At 38.4% G+C, this 19,146-nt stretch carries 17 protein-coding genes; 12 read left to right on the top strand and 5 right to left on the bottom strand.

Translation table 11 applies throughout. The features are described from left to right. Complete coding sequence (locus G521_RS0105280) at nucleotides 1-993, top strand: pyruvate dehydrogenase complex E1 component subunit beta (protein WP_026897605.1); 993 nt, start codon at nucleotides 1-3, stop codon at nucleotides 991-993. A 52-nt stretch (nucleotides 994-1,045) separates the two neighbouring features. Here the strand turns inward: G521_RS0105280 and G521_RS0105285 are convergent, their stop codons facing one another. The 3 genes from G521_RS0105285 to G521_RS0105295 all read right to left on the bottom strand — a co-directional run bounded on the left by G521_RS0105285 (nucleotide 1,046) and on the right by G521_RS0105295 (nucleotide 6,160). Further along, entirely contained in the window at nucleotides 1,046-1,531 is a 486-nt protein-coding gene (locus G521_RS0105285) for an Lrp/AsnC ligand binding domain-containing protein (protein WP_026897606.1), read from the bottom strand. Between the two features lie 294 nt (nucleotides 1,532-1,825). Then, the gene (locus G521_RS0105290) at nucleotides 1,826-3,118 is read right to left on the bottom strand and encodes an amidohydrolase family protein (RefSeq protein WP_026897607.1); all 1,293 of its coding nucleotides are present in this window, start codon (nucleotides 3,116-3,118) and stop codon (nucleotides 1,826-1,828) included. A gap of 18 nt (nucleotides 3,119-3,136) precedes the next feature. Beyond that, nucleotides 3,137-6,160 (bottom strand): amidohydrolase family protein, encoded by a 3,024-nt coding sequence (locus G521_RS0105295; RefSeq protein WP_026897608.1) that lies wholly within the window; start codon nucleotides 6,158-6,160, stop codon nucleotides 3,137-3,139. A gap of 350 nt (nucleotides 6,161-6,510) precedes the next feature. On the opposite strand from G521_RS0105295, the gene G521_RS0105300 reads away from it, so the two are divergent. From G521_RS0105300 to G521_RS0105345, 10 genes are all read left to right on the top strand, one after another. Further along, nucleotides 6,511-6,957: a hypothetical protein gene (locus G521_RS0105300; protein ID WP_026897609.1), complete on the top strand. Its 447-nt coding sequence runs from the start codon at nucleotides 6,511-6,513 to the stop codon at nucleotides 6,955-6,957. A 230-nt stretch (nucleotides 6,958-7,187) separates the two neighbouring features. Next, nucleotides 7,188-8,597: an anthranilate synthase component I family protein gene (locus G521_RS0105305; protein WP_026897610.1), complete on the top strand. Its 1,410-nt coding sequence runs from the start codon at nucleotides 7,188-7,190 to the stop codon at nucleotides 8,595-8,597. 53 nt (nucleotides 8,598-8,650) lie between these two features. Further along, on the top strand, nucleotides 8,651-9,232 hold the full coding sequence (locus G521_RS0105310) for an anthranilate synthase component II (protein WP_026897611.1): 582 nt from the start codon (nucleotides 8,651-8,653) through the stop codon (nucleotides 9,230-9,232). A gap of 38 nt (nucleotides 9,233-9,270) precedes the next feature. Beyond that, nucleotides 9,271-10,065 (top strand): indole-3-glycerol phosphate synthase TrpC, encoded by a 795-nt coding sequence (gene trpC, locus G521_RS0105315; protein WP_036678551.1) that lies wholly within the window; start codon nucleotides 9,271-9,273, stop codon nucleotides 10,063-10,065. Between the two features lie 157 nt (nucleotides 10,066-10,222). After that, complete coding sequence (gene hflX / locus G521_RS0105320) at nucleotides 10,223-11,410, top strand: GTPase HflX (protein WP_026897613.1); 1,188 nt, start codon at nucleotides 10,223-10,225, stop codon at nucleotides 11,408-11,410. Between the two features lie 179 nt (nucleotides 11,411-11,589). Then, nucleotides 11,590-11,973 (top strand): 30S ribosome-binding factor RbfA, encoded by a 384-nt coding sequence (gene rbfA / locus G521_RS0105325; RefSeq protein WP_026897614.1) that lies wholly within the window; start codon nucleotides 11,590-11,592, stop codon nucleotides 11,971-11,973. A gap of 8 nt (nucleotides 11,974-11,981) precedes the next feature. Beyond that, nucleotides 11,982-12,611: a PAQR family membrane homeostasis protein TrhA gene (gene trhA / locus G521_RS16560; protein WP_051189495.1), complete on the top strand. Its 630-nt coding sequence runs from the start codon at nucleotides 11,982-11,984 to the stop codon at nucleotides 12,609-12,611. After that, a complete protein-coding gene (locus G521_RS0105335) occupies nucleotides 12,608-13,309 on the top strand; it encodes a peptidoglycan DD-metalloendopeptidase family protein (RefSeq protein WP_036678192.1) in 702 nt (233 codons plus the stop codon). Before trhA ends, G521_RS0105335 begins: the two co-directional genes overlap by 4 nt. Before the next feature lie 28 nt (nucleotides 13,310-13,337). Further along, the gene (locus G521_RS0105340) at nucleotides 13,338-14,003 is read left to right on the top strand and encodes a TonB family protein (protein ID WP_051189497.1); all 666 of its coding nucleotides are present in this window, start codon (nucleotides 13,338-13,340) and stop codon (nucleotides 14,001-14,003) included. Then, complete coding sequence (locus G521_RS0105345) at nucleotides 14,000-14,416, top strand: hypothetical protein (RefSeq protein WP_026897617.1); 417 nt, start codon at nucleotides 14,000-14,002, stop codon at nucleotides 14,414-14,416. Before G521_RS0105340 ends, G521_RS0105345 begins: the two co-directional genes overlap by 4 nt. Nucleotides 14,417-14,431: 15 nt before the next feature. Here G521_RS0105345 and G521_RS0105350 read toward each other — a convergent pair whose 3' ends face one another. Together G521_RS0105350 and G521_RS0105355 are read right to left on the bottom strand one after the other, a co-directional pair. Further along, entirely contained in the window at nucleotides 14,432-15,631 is a 1,200-nt protein-coding gene (locus G521_RS0105350) for a DUF1501 domain-containing protein (RefSeq protein ID WP_026897618.1), read from the bottom strand. A 22-nt stretch (nucleotides 15,632-15,653) separates the two neighbouring features. Continuing rightward, a complete protein-coding gene (locus tag G521_RS0105355; protein WP_026897619.1) occupies nucleotides 15,654-17,051 on the bottom strand; it encodes a DUF1800 domain-containing protein in 1,398 nt (465 codons plus the stop codon). 133 nt (nucleotides 17,052-17,184) lie between these two features. Between G521_RS0105355 and G521_RS0105360 the strand changes: the two genes are divergently transcribed. Continuing rightward, nucleotides 17,185-19,146, top strand: coding sequence for a DUF3857 domain-containing protein (locus tag G521_RS0105360; RefSeq protein ID WP_026897620.1), 1,962 nt, complete (start codon nucleotides 17,185-17,187; stop codon nucleotides 19,144-19,146).

Genomic DNA, 19,146 nt, shown 5'->3' on the forward strand with positions numbered 1-19,146 from the left:
ATGAGAGAAATACAGTTCAGAGAAGCACTTCGGGAAGCGTTGAGCGAAGAAATGCGCAAAGACGAGAAAATCTTTTTAATGGGCGAAGAAGTAGCCGAATATAACGGAGCCTATAAAGTTAGCCAGGGAATGCTGGATGAGTTTAGTGCCAAACGTGTAATTGATACGCCAATCGCCGAGTTAGGTTTTGCCGGTATCGGTGTGGGTGCTGCAATGAATGGTTTAAAACCCATCATTGAATTTATGACCTTTAATTTCTCGCTGGTTGCGATTGATCAGGTTATTAATGCAGCAGCTAAAGTTCTTTCTATGAGCGGCGGTCAGTTTTCTGTTCCAATTGTATTTCGTGGTCCAACCGGTAATGCAGGTCAGTTAGGTGCCCAGCACTCTCAGAATTTTGAGAGCTGGTATGCAAATTGTCCGGGTTTAAAAGTGGTGATTCCATCTAGTCCGTATGAAGCTAAAGGTTTATTAAAACAATCAATCATCGATCCGGATCCGGTTATCTTTATGGAATCGGAAGTGATGTATGGCGATAAGGGAGAAGTTCCAGAAGAGGAATATTACATCCCCTTAGGAAAAGCAAATGTTGTAAAAGAAGGTACTGATGTTACGATTGTAACATTTGGCAAAATGCTTTCGCGTGTGGTAATGCCGGCTGTGGAAGAATTAACAAAAGAAGGTATTAATGCTGAAGTTATTGATTTACGTACTGTTCGCCCTATTGATTATGATACTGTACTGAAATCTGTTAAGAAAACCAACCGCATGGTATTTGTAGAAGAAGCCTGGCCTTTAGGTTCAATTGCAACCGAGGTTGCTTTTAAAGTTCAGAAAGACGCATTTGACTTTTTAGATGCTCCGGTTCTTCGTGTAACCTGCGCCGATGTTCCTCTTCCGTATGCTCCTACTTTAATTCAGGAAGCTTTACCTAATCCAGCGAAAGTTGTAAAAGCAGTTAAAAGCGTTCTTTACCTAAATGCTGATAAATAAGATAAATTTAACTATCATAAAAAAACCACCTGTTTTCAGGTGGTTTTTTTATTTAGTCCAGTTCGATCTGTCTTTTAATGCTTTCCTCCAGGGAGATAAAAGTTTCTGTACGCTGAATACCTTTTACAGCCTGGATGTTTTCATTTAAAACCTCACGCAAATGATTGGTATCGCGACAGATGATTTTAGCGAAAATGCTGTATGCTCCGGTACAATAATGCATTTCTACAATTTCTTTTATTTTTTTCAGGCTTTCTACCGCATCATGGTATTGAGATCCCTTTTCAAGATAAATTCCCAGAAATGCGCAAACGTCATAACCAATTTTTTGAGGATCGATGCTTAAATAAGAACCTTTAATTAATCCCATATCCTTCATCTTTTTTATACGAACATGGATAGTTCCGCCAGAAACGACCAATGTTTTAGCTATTTCGGTAAAGGGAGTATCCGCATTGTCCATCAGAATGCGTAAAATATCCAGATCTAATTTGTCAATTTCAGAATTTATACCCTTTTTTACTTCACTATTTTTCATGAAATCTAATATTTATATTATTTCATTACAAAAATGATAAAAATAACTTCATTTAGTTATTAAATTTTAGATTTTATCCCTTATTGGTTAATTTAGCCGTATAATAATTCGGTAATAATAGAGGGGATGATACAGATTCATTCTTTCTGAAAAGAGAAACCTTTGGTTAGGGTTTATAATTGGTTAGTTTAAACAAGCTCCTGCCCATCAGGAGCTTGTTTTTATTTAATGACGTTTGAAAGTCATTAAATAACCGGCCGAATTTGATAATCAGCCGGTTTTAAAGAGAAATAATTATTTCCCTTCGTATTTTTCAGAGTACCTTTTAAACAGTTGTTTGTGCAGGTTATCAAGGCTAATGTTTTTGCCGCGAATAAAGGCCTGCTCTACATCGTTGCTCATCATATCCAGCGCATCCCCTGCAGAAATGAATAACGTAGCATCTTTGCCAATTTCCAAACTTCCAACGGTTTTATCAATACCTAAAATTTTTGCCGTATTTAATGTAATAGAAGCCAGAGCCTGTTCTTTTGACAATCCGTAAGCAGCAGCGGTGCCGGCCATAAACGGAAGATTGCGTTGTTGCCAGTAACCGTCTATGCTTATTGCAAAATTGATACCCGCATCACTCAGCATTTTGGCTTGCTTATAAGGTAAATATACGTCATCATTTTCGTTGGATGGCAATGCATGTGGCTCATTAATGATGAGAGAAATGTTATTGTCTTTTAAAAACGAAGAAATAAGATGTGCCTCACGTGCACCGGCAATTACAGGATTAATTCCCATCTTTTTAAAGAAATTAACAGCTGCAATAATGTCTTTTGAATTTTGTGCATTCACAAAGAGTTTTTTACTGTTATTGAATAATCCTTTCATTGCATTAAAGCGTGAATTTGAAACATCAGGCTTGGATAATTCTGAATATGCCCGGGCTTCCGCAAAGTAGCGTTCCAGTTCGCTGAAAGCTTTTTGTGAATTTTCTTTCTGCATTTCGACAGGTAAAGCATTCGGTCTGCTTGAAATTTGGCTGCTCGGCCAGTTCATATGAATTCCAAGATCAGTTTTATAAGCCGCATCTTCCCAATTCCATCCGTCTAATTCCACTACTGATGACTGGCCGGAAATCAAACCTCCCTGCGGAGTTATGTGTGCCAGAAGAATTCCATTGGTACGCAGCGTATTCGGAATTTTAGAATCGGTATTGTAAGCAATTATAGATCTGATGTGTGGATTCAGATTACCCACTTCACTATTATCTAAAGTTGCCCTGATAGATGATGTTTCAATCAGCCCCAGATCTGTAACAGGAGAAATAAATCCGGGATAAATGTGCTTGCCTCCCGCATTGATCATCTCATACGTATTGGTATTAAACTTTACAACCCTTGCATCTCCAATTCCGGTAATTTTTCCCTGATCAAAAGTAATATATCCGTTTTCTATTACCTGTCCGGTACCAGTATGGATAGTAGCTCCTAAAATAGCAATAGCTTTATTCTGGGCTCTGGCCGGATATACCGTTGCCTGTCCGAAACCGGTATGGCAAATCGTTAGTAATCCTAAAAATATAATTATATGTTTCATTAGAATGTTTTTTAATGGTTAGTAATTAGAAAGTGCATCTGCTTTTATTTCTTCAGTATCAGATCCCTCTAAAGTTTCGCAGTCGTATAAGCGAACGCGTTCCACTCCAGGCTTCTGAGTAAGCGCTCCTTTGTTTTTTGCTTCCAGCATTTTTGCCACCAGTCTTGCTTCTTCTGCCTTCAGCTCTTTTTGCTTACCTGCATCTTTTTCCATATCCCAATAGGCAATACCATCTACAAATGTTTTTTCTGCTTTTGCGTAAACCGACAGCGGATTATCTGACCAAAGCACCAGGTCGGCATCTTTGCCGGCTTTAATGCTTCCCACACGGTTATCAATATGCATCATTTTTGCAGGATTTAAGGTAACCAGTTTTAAAGCGTCTTCCTGCGACATGCCGCCATATTTAACCGCTTTTCCCGCTTCCTGATTTAATCGACGGGCCATTTCAGCATCATCGGAATTGAAAGCAGTTAAAACTCCTACTTTGCTCATCAACACACCATTATATGGGATTGCTTCTGCTACTTCATTTTTATATGCCCACCAGTCAGAGAATGTAGAAGCGGCGATGCCTTTAGCAGCCATTTTATCGGCAACTTTATAGCCTTCCAGAATGTGGGTAAATGTATTAATCTTAAATCCCATGCTGTCTGCAACATGCATTAGCATATTGATTTCTGATTGAACATATGAGTGGCAGGTTATAAACCTTTTATTGTTTAAAATTTCTACCAGTGCATCCAGTTCCAGATCACGACGAACGTTGTTGCCTTTAATGGCTCTTGCAGTCTGATATTCTTTAGCCCTTGTAAATGCATCTACATAAACCTGTTCAACACCCATTCGGGTTTGAGGAAAACGCGTTCTGGCGGCGTCGCCCCAGTTACTTTGTTTTACATTTTCTCCTAATGCGAATTTGATAAAGCCATCATTGCCTCCAAATTTCATTTCTTCGGGAGATTTTCCCCATCTCAATTTAATCAGTTGCGACTGACCTCCGATTGGATTGGCCGATCCATGAAGTAAATGAGAAGTAGTTACTCCTCCGGCCAGTTGTCTGTAAATGTTTATATCTTCAGAATCAATAACATCTCCAATACGCACTTCGGATGTTACCGCCTGTGTACCTTCATTTACTCCGCTTGAAATAGCAATATGCGAATGCTCATCAATTATTCCAGCCGTTAAATGCTTTCCACTGGCATCAATAACTTTGGCTTTTCCTGCATTCAGGTTTTTACCGATTGCTTTTATTTTTCCGCCTTCTATCAGAACATCCGTATTACTGAGTTTTCCCTCTTTTTCATTTGTCCAAACGGTTGCGTTTTTAAATAACACAGTTTCCTGCGAAGGAGCTTCGCTGTAACCGAAAGAAACAAAAGGGTAAATGACAGTCCCGAGAGCCAAAACAGGTGCAGGGGTTTCTTTTTTAGCGTTTTCTTTAAATGGCTCTTTAAAGCTGGCGCTCCACAACCCGGTGTTTCCGTCCGCAAAAACGGCATCCCCTTTTAATGCTACTGGCTTGGCAGAATCCAGATATCCGTTTAAACGTATCGTTCCGGCAGGAGATTTTTTCAGGTCGAAATATAAACTTAAAAGATCGCCGCTGCGCACCATCGTTGCTTTAGCTTTTACACTGTCGGCACCTTCGCGTACAATATTTACATCATAAGAACCCGGCGTTCCTCCGATTTTTAGCATTAACTGTCCAACACCCGAAAGTGTCATGGCGTAATTTCCGCGAAGATCAGTTACATCCATTTTGTTGGCAACAAAACGTTTTCCCTGAACCCAGTTTTCATAGATAATGTTATCCTTTTGAAAGAGGCTGGAGGAAGTGATAATGAAATTGGCCAATTTGCCTTTGTTTAAAGTTCCAACCTGATCACTTACGCCCAGCATTTCTGCCGGAATTTGGGTTAATGATCTCAGGGCTTGCTTTTCTGTTAATCCAAATTCTATCGCTTTGCGAAGATTAGCCCAGAAATCACCGCTTTTTTCAAGTCCCAGTCCGGTTAAGGCAAATTTAATTCCTGCTTTTTCTAAAGCAGAAGGATTTGACGGAGCCAATTCCCAGTATTTCATCCTGGCCAAAGAAATATTACGGGCCTCGGCCGCATCTTCCACATCAAATGCTTTGGGGAAATTTAAAGGAACAATGAAACTTCCACCCGTCGCTTTTATTTCTTTGATTCGCTCAAACTCATTTCCGCCGGCTTTAAAAATATATTGCTTTCCGAATTCATCACCTACTTTATCGGCTCTTAATACATCCAGCATATCATCAATTTCAAAAATCTGCGGAAGATTTTGCTGACGATTAAATTCTTCGATCGAAATATTATGTTCCGTTTTCTGGCCTTTGTACCAGCCGGCGTCATAATAAGTTTGGCGTAATAAAGCTATTGCGCCCATTAATGACTGGGGATAATCTGTAGCTGCGGTTCCTTTATTAAACGAGTAATTGGCAGCTGCTTCTTTATTAATTATAACCTGATTTTCTTTTTCATTGCTGAGTGTACTTACCAGCGACGTGCCCCGGGCAATACCGTCGCGAATAACGGAGTGAACTGTTCCGAATCCAATTTTCTTTAATTCCTCCGCTTTTTTACTATCAACTGTAAAAATATTCTGGGCACTCATTTCAGGGCGAATGGATTCGTTCCATCCGTAAGCTCCTTTTTTGGTAGAGGTGTAAACTTCTCTTCTTCCAAAATTGAATGACTGTCGTGGTGTTTCTGGTAGTCCATAACTTGTAAAGGCATCAATAAGAGAAGGGTAGATAAATTTCCCTTCCAGATTAATTACTAAATACCCTTTTGGAATAGTAATATTCTGGCCGGCAGCTTCAATATTCTGGCCTTTTACCAGCAGCGTTCCGTTGTTAATGGTTTGATCTGCACTGATTACAATAGTGGCATTTGTAAAAGCAATTAATCCGGGGCGAACATCAAAAGACCCATTAACAGGAAATGTTTCCTGAGAATAGGACTGATGAAAAATTGCTAGGAGAAAGCAAAACAGTAGGGTTTTTTTCATTTTTTAAATTAATTAGAAACCTGTTCAGGTGAGATCAGGCAGGGTTTGAGGAATTATTCAATAGGTTTTTTGATCTGGATGTATATACGTAAATGAAAGAAATAAATTCATCTATTTATCATACATGAATATTTAGGATGCATGTTGAAGATTAATTTTTTTGGGGGAGCAAATACAAAGATCATTTTATGGAATTAGGTTTACTGTAAAACTGATATTGATTATTTGAGCTAAATCCGTCAGTTTAAGATCAGTATTAAACTCAGTATTCAGGTTTAAATCATGAAGATATTAAATTTTTCTAATAAGCGCTTTTTCTGTTACTTTGAGTTCAATAAAAACTTAACCACATGTATAAAATTTTATTAGGGGCACATTCAGGATTTCGCTACATCATTTTTGTATTAATTGCAGTAGCGCTAGTTATGGCTTTAACCGGATTATTCGGTAAGAAAAATTATACTGAATTAAACCGGAAGATCAATTTATTCACCCTCATTTCGGCACATATTCAATTGCTTTTAGGTTTGGTGCTATATTTTTTCAGTCCGTTTGTAAACTATGCAAATATGGGTGTGGCCATGAAAGATACTGTATCACGTTACTGGACGGTAGAACACCTGGTCATGATGATCTTTGCAGTTATCCTGATCACCGTTGGACACTCCAGATCTAAAAAAGCTGTGGATGCATTTTTTAAACACCGTTCCATTGCCATATATTATGGTTTGGCTATTCTGGTAATTCTGGCTGCAATTTATCAAAGCGGCAGGCCGCTAATTGGCTCAGCTTCATAATATTTTTAAGAAAACTTGGCAGTTTCAAATTTCTTTATATTTTTGTGATCTGTGATAGCGAATTTAAATACCCTAAACCGTTGGTGGCTTTTTTTAAAAGAAAGCGCCGGACAAGGTATATAGATATAAAATCAACCTAAACTTTAATCTTAAACCCGACGCCTAAACCTCGTCGGGTTTTTTTGTGAAATCTGCCCGGCTGCACATCATAGTCATTAACCATTTTTCTAATGAAACCGTTTAAATTTTATACTTCGCATAAGCGATTACTGGCTGATACAACCACGCCCGTGAGTATTTATTTGCGATTACGCGATATCTTCCCTAACAGTGTGTTATTGGAAAGTTCTGATTATCATAGCCGGGAAAATAGCATGAGTTACGTTTGTTTTGATCCCATAGCCGGCATTACTCTGGATGAAAAAACGTTAAGCAGTTATTATCCCGATGGAAGTTCACGCGAGATTGCTGCCGAAGGCCTGGATCTTAAAGAGGAGGTTTCGGCCTTTTGCATGCAGTTTGAAGATTCGTTTATACAGGACTACAAGTTTATATCCAATGGCCTCTTTGGATATTTCACTTATGAAACTGTTCAATATTTTGAAGATATCAAACTGCGTAAACGCGATGCTTCAGAAAACGCCATTCCTTTGATGCAATATCATGTGTACAGATATATCATCGCAATAGATCATTTTAAAAATGAACTGCATTTACTGGAACATCGCCTTGATGAAAATGAACCCGATGGACTGGAGAAAATCGAATATCTTATTCAGAATAAGAATTTTCCGGAATATAAATTCAATTTAAATGGTTCGGAGACTTCTAATTTTACAGATTCAGAATTTATCAGTGTAATAGATGATCTCAAAATTCACATTAACCGTGGCGATGTTTTTCAGATAGTTCCATCAAGAGCCTTTCAAACTCCCTTTTTGGGCGATGAGTTTAATGTTTACAGAGCATTAAGGTCTATCAACCCATCTCCTTACCTTTTCTATTTTGATTACGGAGATTATAAATTATTCGGGTCTTCGCCCGAAGCTCAGCTTACAATAAAAGATAATCTGGCAAGTATTTATCCCATTGCGGGAACATTTAAACGTACTGGAAATGACGTACTGGATGCCGAACTTGCAGAAAAATTAAAAGAAGATCCAAAGGAAAATGCCGAGCATATAATGCTGGTTGACCTTGCCCGAAATGATCTGAGCAGGCATTGCGAAAATGTAGAAGTGAAATCGTTTAAAGAAGTTCAGTTTTATTCGCACCTCATTCATCTGGTTTCAAAAGTTACCGGTAATTTTCAGGAAGGTGTAAATCCTTTTAATGTGGTGGGTGATACCTATCCGGCCGGCACTTTGAGCGGAGCTCCAAAATATATGGCCATGCAGCTTATTGATAAATTTGAAAAATCCAAAAGGGGTTTTTACAGCGGAGCTATCGGGTTTATGGGCTTTAACGGAGATTTTAACCATGCCATTATGATCCGTTCTTTTTTAAGTCAGAAAAACACACTGCATTATCAGGCCGGCGCCGGCATTGTGCTTGATTCCGATCCCGCAAGTGAATTACAGGAAGTGAATAATAAAATCATGGCTCTGCGAAAAGCTTTGGAAATGGCAGAAGGAATTTAAAATTGTTGCTGAATTCAAACCACGATACATACCAAACCACGACTATTTGAAATATGAATTCCTCTAAGAAAAATATATTGGTGATTGACAACTATGATTCCTTCACTTTTAATCTGGTTCACCTTTTAAATGAAACAGGAAATGAAGCTACAGTTTGGCGTAATGATAAATTTGACCTGACGCAAGTGGATGAGTTTGATAAAATACTTCTTTCTCCCGGACCGGGAATTCCTTCTGAGGCCGGACTGCTGCAGCAGGTTATAAAAACCTATTCGGCTACAAAAAGTATTTTGGGAATCTGTTTGGGTATGCAGGCAATTGCCGAAGTTTTTGGGGGATCCATATATAATCTTTCAAAACCGGTGCACGGCAGAGCTACTTTAATTGATGTTTTAGATAAAAATGATTCCCTGTTTTACGGTTGTCCTGATGAGTTTAAGGTTGGACGTTACCATTCATGGGCAGTAAATCAGGATGATCTTCCTGCAGATTTAAAAGTTACAGCTACAGATAGCTCCGGTGTAATTATGGCTCTTTCTCATGCCAGCTTAAATGTTAAAGGTGTTCAGTTTCATCCTGAATCTATTCTTACCGAACACGGGAAGCTATTAATAGAAAACTGGTTAAACAGTTAAATCCTTTAATTTAATATCTCACATCTCATATCTCCATGATGATTAAACAAGAAAATATTCTGGATCAAATCGTTGCTCATAAAAAGCTCGAAATTATCGCTGCAAAATCCATAATCAATACATCTGAATTAGAAAAATCAGAATATTTTGGCAGGGAATGCTATCTGCTGCGTGATTTTATTCTCGATAATCAATTAACCGGAATCATTGCTGAATTTAAACGAAAATCTCCCTCTAAAGGAATCATTAACGATGCGGTAGATGTAGCCGAAGTGACAAAAAGTTATGTTTCAGCCGGCGCTTCTGCACTATCTGTACTTACTGATTCTAAATTTTTTGGAGGCAAAAGAGAAGATCTGCAGCAAGCCAGAAAAGTAAATAACATACCCATTTTGCGTAAAGATTTTATACTAGAAGAATACCAGATTGTAGAAGCGAAAGCCTGGGGAGCGGATATTATTTTATTGATCGCATCCATATTGAATCCTTCCCGTATTCAGCAATTAGCAAAATTCAGCAAATCTTTGGGTCTGAATGTATTGCTCGAAGTTCATAATCTCGAGGAACTTAAACGAAGTTTATGTGATGAACTGGATGCTGTAGGTATTAATAACCGGAATCTGGGAACATTTGGGGTAACCGTAGATCATTCTTATAACCTGCTCTCAGAAATTCCGGATCAGTTTTTAAAAATATCCGAAAGTGGTTTAAGTAATCCGGAAACCGTTAGCGGTTTAAAAAAAGCAGGCTTTAACGGATTTTTAATTGGTGAAAATTTTATGAAAGAAGCCAATCCCGGCCAGGCAATGAAAGACTTTGTGAAGCATATTTAAAGATTTTTTTTCTTCTGATGATGGATTCAAGGAGGAATAATTGTATTCTGTTCCAGATGCTAAAATGCTGAAAAATCTAATAAATGAATTTTGAATTATACAATTTGCATATCAGCAGAACAACAAACTTGTATCTTTACGGTTGTTAAATGTATAGATGGCAAGACAAAAATTTTACGATACCGCAATTAAACCCGAAAGGGCAATTCTTGTAGGTATCATTACCCCGGGAGAAACAGAAGAACAGACGAAGGAATATCTGGATGAGCTTAAGTTTTTAGTAGAAACTGCAGGCGGTGAAACCATAAAGTCCTTTACTCAGAAAATGCTTAGGCCAGAACGTGCAACTTTTGTTGGTACGGGCAAGCTGGAAGAAATTGATGCCTTTGTTAAATCTGAAGAGATTGACATTGTTGTATTTGACGATGAGCTTTCGCCATCGCAGCTTCGTAATATTGAGAATGTACTGCAGGTTAAAATTTTGGATCGCAGTAATCTTATTCTTGATATTTTTGCAAACAGAGCGCAGACATCACAGGCAAAAACACAGGTCGAACTGGCACAATTACAATATTTGCTGCCGCGATTAACACGTTTGTGGACTCACCTCGAACGACAAAAAGGGGGTATTGGAATGCGTGGTCCGGGTGAGAGCCAGATTGAAACCGACCGTCGTTTAATTCTGAATAAGATCTCCGTTTTAAAGGAACGTCTCAAAGAGATTGATAAGCAAAATGAAACACAACGGAAAAATCGTAATCAGTTAATTCGTGTGGCTTTGGTGGGTTATACCAACGTAGGTAAATCTACTATCATGAATATGATTTCCAAATCTGAAGTGTTTGCAGAGAATAAGCTTTTTGCTACTCTGGATACAACCGTCCGTAAAGTAGTGATCGAAAATCTTCCCTTCCTGCTTTCGGATACCGTTGGATTTATCCGCAAATTACCTCATCACCTGGTTGAATGCTTTAAGTCAACGTTAGATGAAGTTCGTGAAGCCGACATTCTGATTCATGTGGTTGATATTTCGCATCCAAATTTTGAAGATCAAATGGCTACGGTTAATGAAACGCTAAAGGAACTGGGTGTTATAGATAAACAGATTATTACCGTTTTTAACAAGATTGATGCATACAAGCCGGCAGATTTTGACCCGCAGGATGATGTACCACCTCTAACCCTGGCTGATTACAGAAACAGCTGGATGAATAAACATAATAGTCCGGCGCTGTTTATTTCAGCACTCAATAAAGAAAATATTGAGGAATTCAGGGCGCTATTGTATGAGAAAGTTAAGGCTATTCATACACAGAGGTATCCTTACGATAAATTGTTGTATTAACGTTACAATCATTTTTCGGGATTTACAGCCCAATTTAAGATATTGGATTTTTTCGGACTTTTAATTTGCTTAAAAGGATTTCTCTGAAGCAGAATGCCGGAAAACGTTTAATATTTATCATTTTACAAAATGGATTATCAGCAATCAATTGCAATGATAAATCCGTAATACAAATACAGATGGAAAGTAAGCGTCAGCAAAAATTCTCAGGAGTTATTCAAAAAGATCTTGCTGAAATATTTCAGCGGGAAGGTTTGAATATTCTTCCCAATATTATGATCACCGTTACCAAAGTGCGGATCTCTCCTGATCTGGCCGTGGCACGCATATATCTAAGTTTTTTCAACAGTCCAAATCCGGCTTTATCATTAAATACAGTGAAGCTGCATGCCGGAGAAATACGCTATAAATTGGGTTCGCGAATTAAAGACCAGGCCCGCATTGTTCCGCAGCTTGATTTCTTTTTAGACGATACCAGTGATTATGTTGAAAAAATGGATAAGATTTTTGATAAGATCAGTAAAGAACCCCGTCAGGAAGAAAAACCGGAATCCGAAGAATAGAATAGTGTATGAGGCCGATCAGGGAACCTGTTAATTTTTTTACGCATGCCATCCCGGCGATACTGGTTATACCTGCAACTATTGCCCTTTTAAATTTATCTGAAACTAGTTTTGAACTGACAGCGGCCTGGGTATACGGCATTTGTTCATTTGTTCTTTTCAGTATCAGTGCAATCTATCACGGATATCCAAATACTGAATATGGCGTTCGCTTCTGGCAGAAATTTGACCATTGCAGCATTTATCTGATGATTGCCGGTTCTTATACACCCACTTCTTTACTTGTTTTTGAAGGATGGATGCGATGGGCTCTTTTTGGAATTGTATGGGCCATTGCCCTCACAGGTTGTGCCTTAAAAATATTTAACAAGCTTCAGCACAAAGGCATTTCATTAGGCATTTATATTGCCATGGGTGCTTTAATAGTTCCTCTTTTAAATAATATGCTCGAAAAACTGCCATTTGCAGCTATTGGCTGGATGCTAACCGGTGGTCTGTTTTATGCCGGCGGTACTATTTTTTATTACCAGGATAAGCCTTTAAGCAAATTTGTTCATACTCACGAGATCTGGCATATTTTTGTCATTGCCGGAGCCGTTTCACATTATGTTTATAACTTCATTTATTTATTTTCATGAGTTTAACCGACACGCAAAAATTCTATAAAATTATTGAATCGAATTCCGAAAAAATTGCATCTATTGTAGATTTTAATAAAAATAAAGATCAGCTGATGGATTTTGATTTTACCTCGGCCAATAAAGAATTAAATCCAGAAACGGTTGCCGATACTTACCAGTTTTCCATCTGGATCAATGATCAGCTTTCAAAAAGCCAGGCTCGTTATGGTATTGGCGGATATAATGAACATCGCACCGTTTATTCAAGAAGCAAACTTTTTGATACCCGGGAAGAACCCCGCCGTTTACATCTGGGAACCGATATTTGGGGAGCAGCCGGAACCAGGGTTTATGCTCCCCTGGAAGGCAAAATTCACAGCTTTAAATACAATGATAATTTTGGTGATTACGGTGCAACCATTATTCTGGAGCATCAGCTTGACGGATTAAAGTTTCATACCCTGTATGGCCATTTGAATTTGGCAAGCCTTGATAATTTAAAGCAGGGTCAGTTTATAGCGAAGGGCCAGTATTTTACTCAATTTGGAATACCCGCCGAAAATGGTCACTGGCCGCCTCATCTGCATTTCCAGATCATTTTTAATATGGGGTATTTCAAAGGAGATTATCCGGGCGTTTGCCGTTACACGCAAAGGGATATCTATCTGCAGAATTGTCCCGATCCAATGGAGATCTTAAAATATACGTTTAAATAAAACAGTTTATTTTTCGTTAGATTCAAAGATGCTTCTGAATATACTCTATATTATTGCACTCCAGTTTTTTGGATTTTCAGCTTCTGATCAGCCTGAATTTAAAGGTGGCAGAAGAAATCTGGATATTTTTATAAACAGTAACCTTCTCTATCCCGAATTTTCTAAAGAAAATTGTATTGAAGGTATTGTACAAGTGAGTTTTAAGCTGAATTCTAAGGGACGAATTTATGATTCTGAAGTGGAGAAAGGATTTGGTATTGATCTGGATGATGAAGCGTTGCGGGTGGTTCGTTTAAGCTCGGGCCGATGGATTGTGCCGGCCGGATATGATACAACTCAAGCAATTATTTTACCGGTAAATTTTTCACTTAAAGGATATAAGTGCGAAGAACGGACAAAAGATCAAATCAATGAGGCCATCAATGCTTATCATGCAAGAGCAAATTTAAGCAACGCGATTTTTAATTTTTATGATAAGAAATCTACTGGGGACTATGATGCGGCTGATGAACTCCGGATTATAGCCCTAAAACAACAGTTGGGTTATGATGAAAAGTATATTGACAGGCTTCTGAGGCAAGCTCAGCGTAAGCTTAAACAAGGCGATTTAGAAAGTGCCTGCGATGACCTGCACACCATTCGTAAACTGGGAAGTGATAAAGCGACCGGCCTGATTGAACAGAATTGCAAATGACCTATTTTAGCGGGATGAGAACCACCCTTCGCTTTTTTGCAATCCTGGATGCCGGAAGCATAATTTTACTGAGCCCGCAGATCTATTCTATTCTGAGCAATCTGGGCTCATTTCCTCCTGGAAATTTGTCACGGATAAAACTCATTTTATTACTTTTTGTATTCATTTTGCTATTCTTTTCATCTGCAGGATTATTTCTGATGAAAAAATTCGGTCTCATTTCTTATTACATTCAATTCCCCATACGGTTAATTGTATGGGTTTTTTCATTTGGTTTCCTGACGTTCATAAGTCAGTATTTCAGCAATCCCCTCATATTCGACTGGCTTTTCAGAATCGCTATAATCCTGGAATTTTTCCGCCTGTATTTTACAGGTAAAATTCATTTGAAATATTTTAAAATGGCCAGGTAATCACCTCTGCTGATTTTATATAAAACCCATCCCTGAAAATTTCTTATTTAAAATAGAGCTGCTGTTTACGTTCAGCCATTTATCCAGAATCTCTGCATACAAATTTCTAAAGTCTACCTGATACTTCAGATCACCATTATCCAGATTTTGCAAATCTGGTGCTTCGTTCAATATTCCGGGCTTTTTTAATTTGCCGCCGAATAAAAAAACATTATTTGCAGTACCATGGTCCGTTCCGTTACTTGCATTTTGTTCAACCCGGCGGCCAAATTCAGAGAATGTTAAAACCAGAGTATCATCCAGTTTACCGCTTTGCTTTAAGTCTTTGATAAACGCCGAAACTCCTTCTGCATATTGTTTCAGTAGTCGACCCTGCTGGGCCTTTTGGCCTGCGTGAGTGTCAAAGCCGCTGAGTGAAACATAATATACCCTGGTCTGTAATCCTGAATTTATAAATTTTGAAACTGTTTTAAGCTGGTTTGCAAACGGAGAATCGGGATAGATGAATTTACTGTTATACATTTTGGATGTGTTCTGAATATATTCTGCAGATGAAGAAGTTTCAATCATCGTTTTATATAAATATCCCAGATTATCTTCGTTCAGATGCTGGTCGTGATTGCTTAATACATCTTTAAAAAAAGGTTCACGTGTATTGCGAAAAAGTGCGGCAGGGTCTTTAACCGCTATCCCTTTTTTGCCGGCGCCTTTTAAAGCAAGCGAAAGTGTATCATCAACTTCAATTCCCGCGTAAGGCAGTGAGCAGTCTGCGCAACTGGAATCCAGATATCTGCCCAGCCATCCGGTAGAAAGAAATTCGTTTGATTCGCTTGCAGTTTGCCAGATATCCATTGAGCGAAAATGTGAACGATCTGGGTTTGGATAACCCACACTGTTCACAATATTCATCCAACCCTGATCGTATACTTCTTTTAAAGAAGCCAGCGCCGGGTTCATTCCCTGCAGATCGTCCAACTTTATAAGTTCATTTGGAGCTATTGAAATGGTTTTACGCTTTTGATAATAGGCATCCATTCCATAGGGAACAATGGTATTTAACCCGTCATTACCACCTGATAGCTGAATGATCAACAGGTTTTTATGCCCTGATAATTGTGAATTGGCCAGCGCCTCCAGTGGTTTTAAAAACGAAGGAATTAAAAATGCTCCTGCCGATGCTAATGCTGAATTCTTTATAAAGCTTCTTCTTTTCATGGTTAATTATATTTTCTTCGGTTTAGCACAACTGATATTCGGGCATACTGACAAGCTCTAAAGCCGCACTCTTCAGGCTTGAATTTGTTTCAAGGAGTTTCATTATTTCAGGCTTAACCGGAGTTTGCAGAAGAAAAGAAGCAAGATCTGCGGTATTAAAACCTGAGGGAAAGGCTGAAAGAAATTTATCCCAATCAGTTACTGACTGAATGCGCCGTTCTACAGACTTCATTTTTATCTGCATCATCGCCAGCAAAGCTTCGTCTTCAATATCGGCTTTGCCTTCAAAATCAATTATACCGGCATTCAGGATAAGTGAAGGTAATTTTAACCTCAGCATAAGCGAAGAGCTATCAATCCAACTTTTCCCGGCAGCCCATCCCGCTACATTGGGAGGATAAAATAAAACCTGTCCCATGGCACTTTGAAATTGAATTTGAACAGCCGGATTTTTATAGGTTACATGAAAAAGCTTATTGAGCCCTACCAATAGTTCTACGGGTGACTTAATTTTACTCCCAATCACCTGGTCGGAATAAAACCAGTCAGAGCTTAATAATTTTTTCATCAGGATAGCGATGTCGTAATCTGACTCATAAAAAGATTTGCCAAGCTCCTGAATGTGCTGGTCATTTTCTGTATCGCTTACAAAAAACAGGTACAATTTTCTTGCGATAAAAGTAGCTGTTTCGGGTTTTTTGAGGATAATATCAATGATATCTGTTCCGTTGAAGTTCCCTGTCTGACTAAAAAATGTTTTTTCAGCATAATCGTGCTGTTTTTCGCGAAACAGAAATTCTCCTCCTGGCATAAAACTCCAGCCTGTAAAAGCCCGGGCTGCTTCTTTAATGTCCTTTTCCGAATAATTTCCCCTGCCCAGGGTAAAAAGCTCCATCAACTCGCGGGCAAAATTTTCATTGGGTTTTCCTTTCCGGTTTTGCTGATTATTTAGAAATTGCAGCATGGCCGGCGATCTGGAAACTTCCAGCAAAAGTGTTCTGAAATTACCCAGAGCATGCTTTCGATGAATATTATTTAGTTGCTGAAGAAAGGACGGATTGACTGATCTGCATGCAAAATGGCCGTGCCAGAATAAGGTCATCTTTTCTCGCAGTGAACTTTTTGAAGAACCCATTTTCTCAATCCAGCTGCTGTTTAAAAAACGCACACCCATACGTGCTTTGCGAATCAAATCTTTGCGCTCCTGCTCATTTAGTTGGGCAAATTTCCTGCCGCCGGAATAGGGTAAATACTCTTCCGAAATGGAGATGGGTTCAAGCTTTTCAGCGTCTGCGAAAAGCTGCTTAACAGCTTTATCTACAGGCTGATCTGCAATTTTATTTAGTTCAGAATAAGAGATTCCGAAGCCGGCCCTGGCATAGAGGTGTTTTAATTTTTTAAGTTTTTCAGGAACTACCATAGCCGATTAATTTGCATTTCTGACAACGAAAGCTGATAGAGGTTTAATTATAGCGAAATAAAAGTTTGAAATATTCTATCTATAAACCTCTATAATTTTGATACTTTTAATTTTTAATTTAATAGTAAAACCTATGAAAAATATTTACCTCTTTTTAGTTACACTTTTCTATTCTGTTTCTGCTTTCAGTCAGGCAGACTTACAGGATTTTGGCAAAATAGATAAGAGTGACCTGGAAATGAAAGAGTGCTCCTTTGATAAGGAGGCCGATGCGATGGTACTTTTTGAAAAAGGGTCATTGTATTTCAGCGACCGTTTGGATGTTTACCTGATACTTCACAAAAGGATTAAAGTATTTAACGAAAATGGAAAAGATGAAGCTAATATCCGGATACCTTATTACTCCGGCGATAATACTGAGGATATCTCTTCGATAAGTGCTCAAACCATCTCCTTAAATGAAAAAGGAGAATCAGTAATTCAAAAATTGGAGAAGAAACTGATCTATGTAGAGAAGGTTACTGAAAATATCTCAGCAATTGTTTTTTCGTTCCCCAATGTACAGCCGGGTAGTGTGATTGAGTATAAGTATACTTTAAAGACTGATTTTATGAACATACCGGATTGGTATTTCCAATCTGATCTTCCTACCAGATACAGTTACCTTAAACAGGAGATTGTTGAAATTTTCGATTATACTGCGCAGATAACTCGCAACTATCCAATGGCGCTTGACAAATCGCAGCAGAAAAGTAAAAGTTTCTTTTTCGGTGGAAGTTCACCTTCAACCATGATTGTGATGGAGCGTGAACTTGCAGTTAAAAACATACCCGCTTTAAGAGATGAACCCTACATGACGGCTGATAAAAATTATCTTCAAAGGGTTACGTACCAGTTAAATCGTGTAAAGAAATTTCCGGCGGGCTGGGAGAACTACTTAAATACATGGGAGAAACTGGCCGAAAAGTTATTAGAGTCTGAACAATACGGATTGCAGATTCGCAAGAACATATCCGACACAGAGGACTTTATAAAGAAGGCTAAAGCAATAACTAATCTGGAATTAAGGGCCGCTTCGGTTTATGACTTTGTTCGCAAAAATATGAAATGGAATGGCTCAGATACCCGCGGCTCAACAGAGGTATTTTCTAAATCATGGCAAAAACATACAGGAACCAGCGGAGAGATTAACCTGATCTTACTGAATTTATTAAAAAAAGCTGACGTGCCGGCCAAACCACTTCTGGTGAGCACACGCGATCATGGAGAAGTGAACAAAAACTACCCGTTTTTAGATCAGTTCAATAAAACCGTTGCTTACGTGCCTTTGGACAGCAGCCGGTATCTGGTATTGGATGCTACAGAAAAGCATCTTCCCCACAATTTAATTGCCTATGATATTTTAAATACGCAGGGTTTTGTAATTCAAAAAGGAGCACCAGCCTGGGTTAATTTGGTTGAGACAACACCCAACCGCTTAGGTATAAGTTTTATTTGTGATATCAATAAAGATGGAACGCTAAGCGGAGAAGCCAATATATATAGTGCTAATTATGGACGAACAAGTCGCGTAAGCAGATTTATTAATGATGGTGAAGAGAAGTATAAGGAATTTCTGAAAGATGGAAATTCCAATCTATCCATCATTAAACTGGTGACCAGTAATGCAGATGTAGATACCCTGTCATTTATCCAGAATGTTAATTTTAAGCTACAAAATGCAAGCGAGGAAAGTAACTATATCTATTTTAATCCCAACCTTTTCCTGGGTTTATCAAATAATCCTTTCATTAAAGAAAAGAGAGTAACGGATGTGGATTTCGGTTACCTGAGAAGTTACAACCTGACAGGTAATTTTAAAATTCCGGAGGGTTTTACTGTTGATGAACTTCCTAAGAGTGTGACTATGATCATGCCTGATGAAAGTATAGTAATGCGAAGGATTGTGCAGGCAGAAGGTCAGAATATATCCTACAGATTTATCCTAACGTTTAAAAAAGCGGTATATAAAGCAGAGGAATACGACATGCTTTTCGAATTATATAAAAAGCTATACTCTACATTGAGTGAGCAGGTTGTATTAAAAAAGATATAA

It is taken from the genome of Daejeonella oryzae DSM 19973 (assembly GCF_000422945.1).
Classification (GTDB): Bacteria; Bacteroidota; Bacteroidia; order Sphingobacteriales; family Sphingobacteriaceae; genus Daejeonella; species Daejeonella oryzae.

Excerpts from the sequence above, each read along its gene's own strand:
- G521_RS0105280 (WP_026897605.1), top strand. The coding sequence starts at position 1 with ATGAGAGAAATACAGTTCAGAGAAGCACTTCGGGAAGCGTTGAGCGAA.
- G521_RS0105285 (WP_026897606.1), bottom strand. The coding sequence starts at position 1,531 with ATGAAAAATAGTGAAGTAAAAAAGGGTATAAATTCTGAAATTGACAAA.
- G521_RS0105290 (WP_026897607.1), bottom strand. The coding sequence starts at position 3,118 with ATGAAACATATAATTATATTTTTAGGATTACTAACGATTTGCCATACC.
- G521_RS0105295 (WP_026897608.1), bottom strand. The coding sequence starts at position 6,160 with ATGAAAAAAACCCTACTGTTTTGCTTTCTCCTAGCAATTTTTCATCAG.
- G521_RS0105300 (WP_026897609.1), top strand. The coding sequence starts at position 6,511 with ATGTATAAAATTTTATTAGGGGCACATTCAGGATTTCGCTACATCATT.
- G521_RS0105305 (WP_026897610.1), top strand. The coding sequence starts at position 7,188 with ATGAAACCGTTTAAATTTTATACTTCGCATAAGCGATTACTGGCTGAT.
- G521_RS0105310 (WP_026897611.1), top strand. The coding sequence starts at position 8,651 with ATGAATTCCTCTAAGAAAAATATATTGGTGATTGACAACTATGATTCC.
- trpC (WP_036678551.1), top strand. The coding sequence starts at position 9,271 with ATGATTAAACAAGAAAATATTCTGGATCAAATCGTTGCTCATAAAAAG.
- hflX (WP_026897613.1), top strand. The coding sequence starts at position 10,223 with ATGGCAAGACAAAAATTTTACGATACCGCAATTAAACCCGAAAGGGCA.
- rbfA (WP_026897614.1), top strand. The coding sequence starts at position 11,590 with ATGGAAAGTAAGCGTCAGCAAAAATTCTCAGGAGTTATTCAAAAAGAT.
- trhA (WP_051189495.1), top strand. The coding sequence starts at position 11,982 with ATGAGGCCGATCAGGGAACCTGTTAATTTTTTTACGCATGCCATCCCG.
- G521_RS0105335 (WP_036678192.1), top strand. The coding sequence starts at position 12,608 with ATGAGTTTAACCGACACGCAAAAATTCTATAAAATTATTGAATCGAAT.
- G521_RS0105340 (WP_051189497.1), top strand. The coding sequence starts at position 13,338 with ATGCTTCTGAATATACTCTATATTATTGCACTCCAGTTTTTTGGATTT.
- G521_RS0105345 (WP_026897617.1), top strand. The coding sequence starts at position 14,000 with ATGACCTATTTTAGCGGGATGAGAACCACCCTTCGCTTTTTTGCAATC.
- G521_RS0105350 (WP_026897618.1), bottom strand. The coding sequence starts at position 15,631 with ATGAAAAGAAGAAGCTTTATAAAGAATTCAGCATTAGCATCGGCAGGA.
- G521_RS0105355 (WP_026897619.1), bottom strand. The coding sequence starts at position 17,051 with ATGGTAGTTCCTGAAAAACTTAAAAAATTAAAACACCTCTATGCCAGG.
- G521_RS0105360 (WP_026897620.1), top strand. The coding sequence starts at position 17,185 with ATGAAAAATATTTACCTCTTTTTAGTTACACTTTTCTATTCTGTTTCT.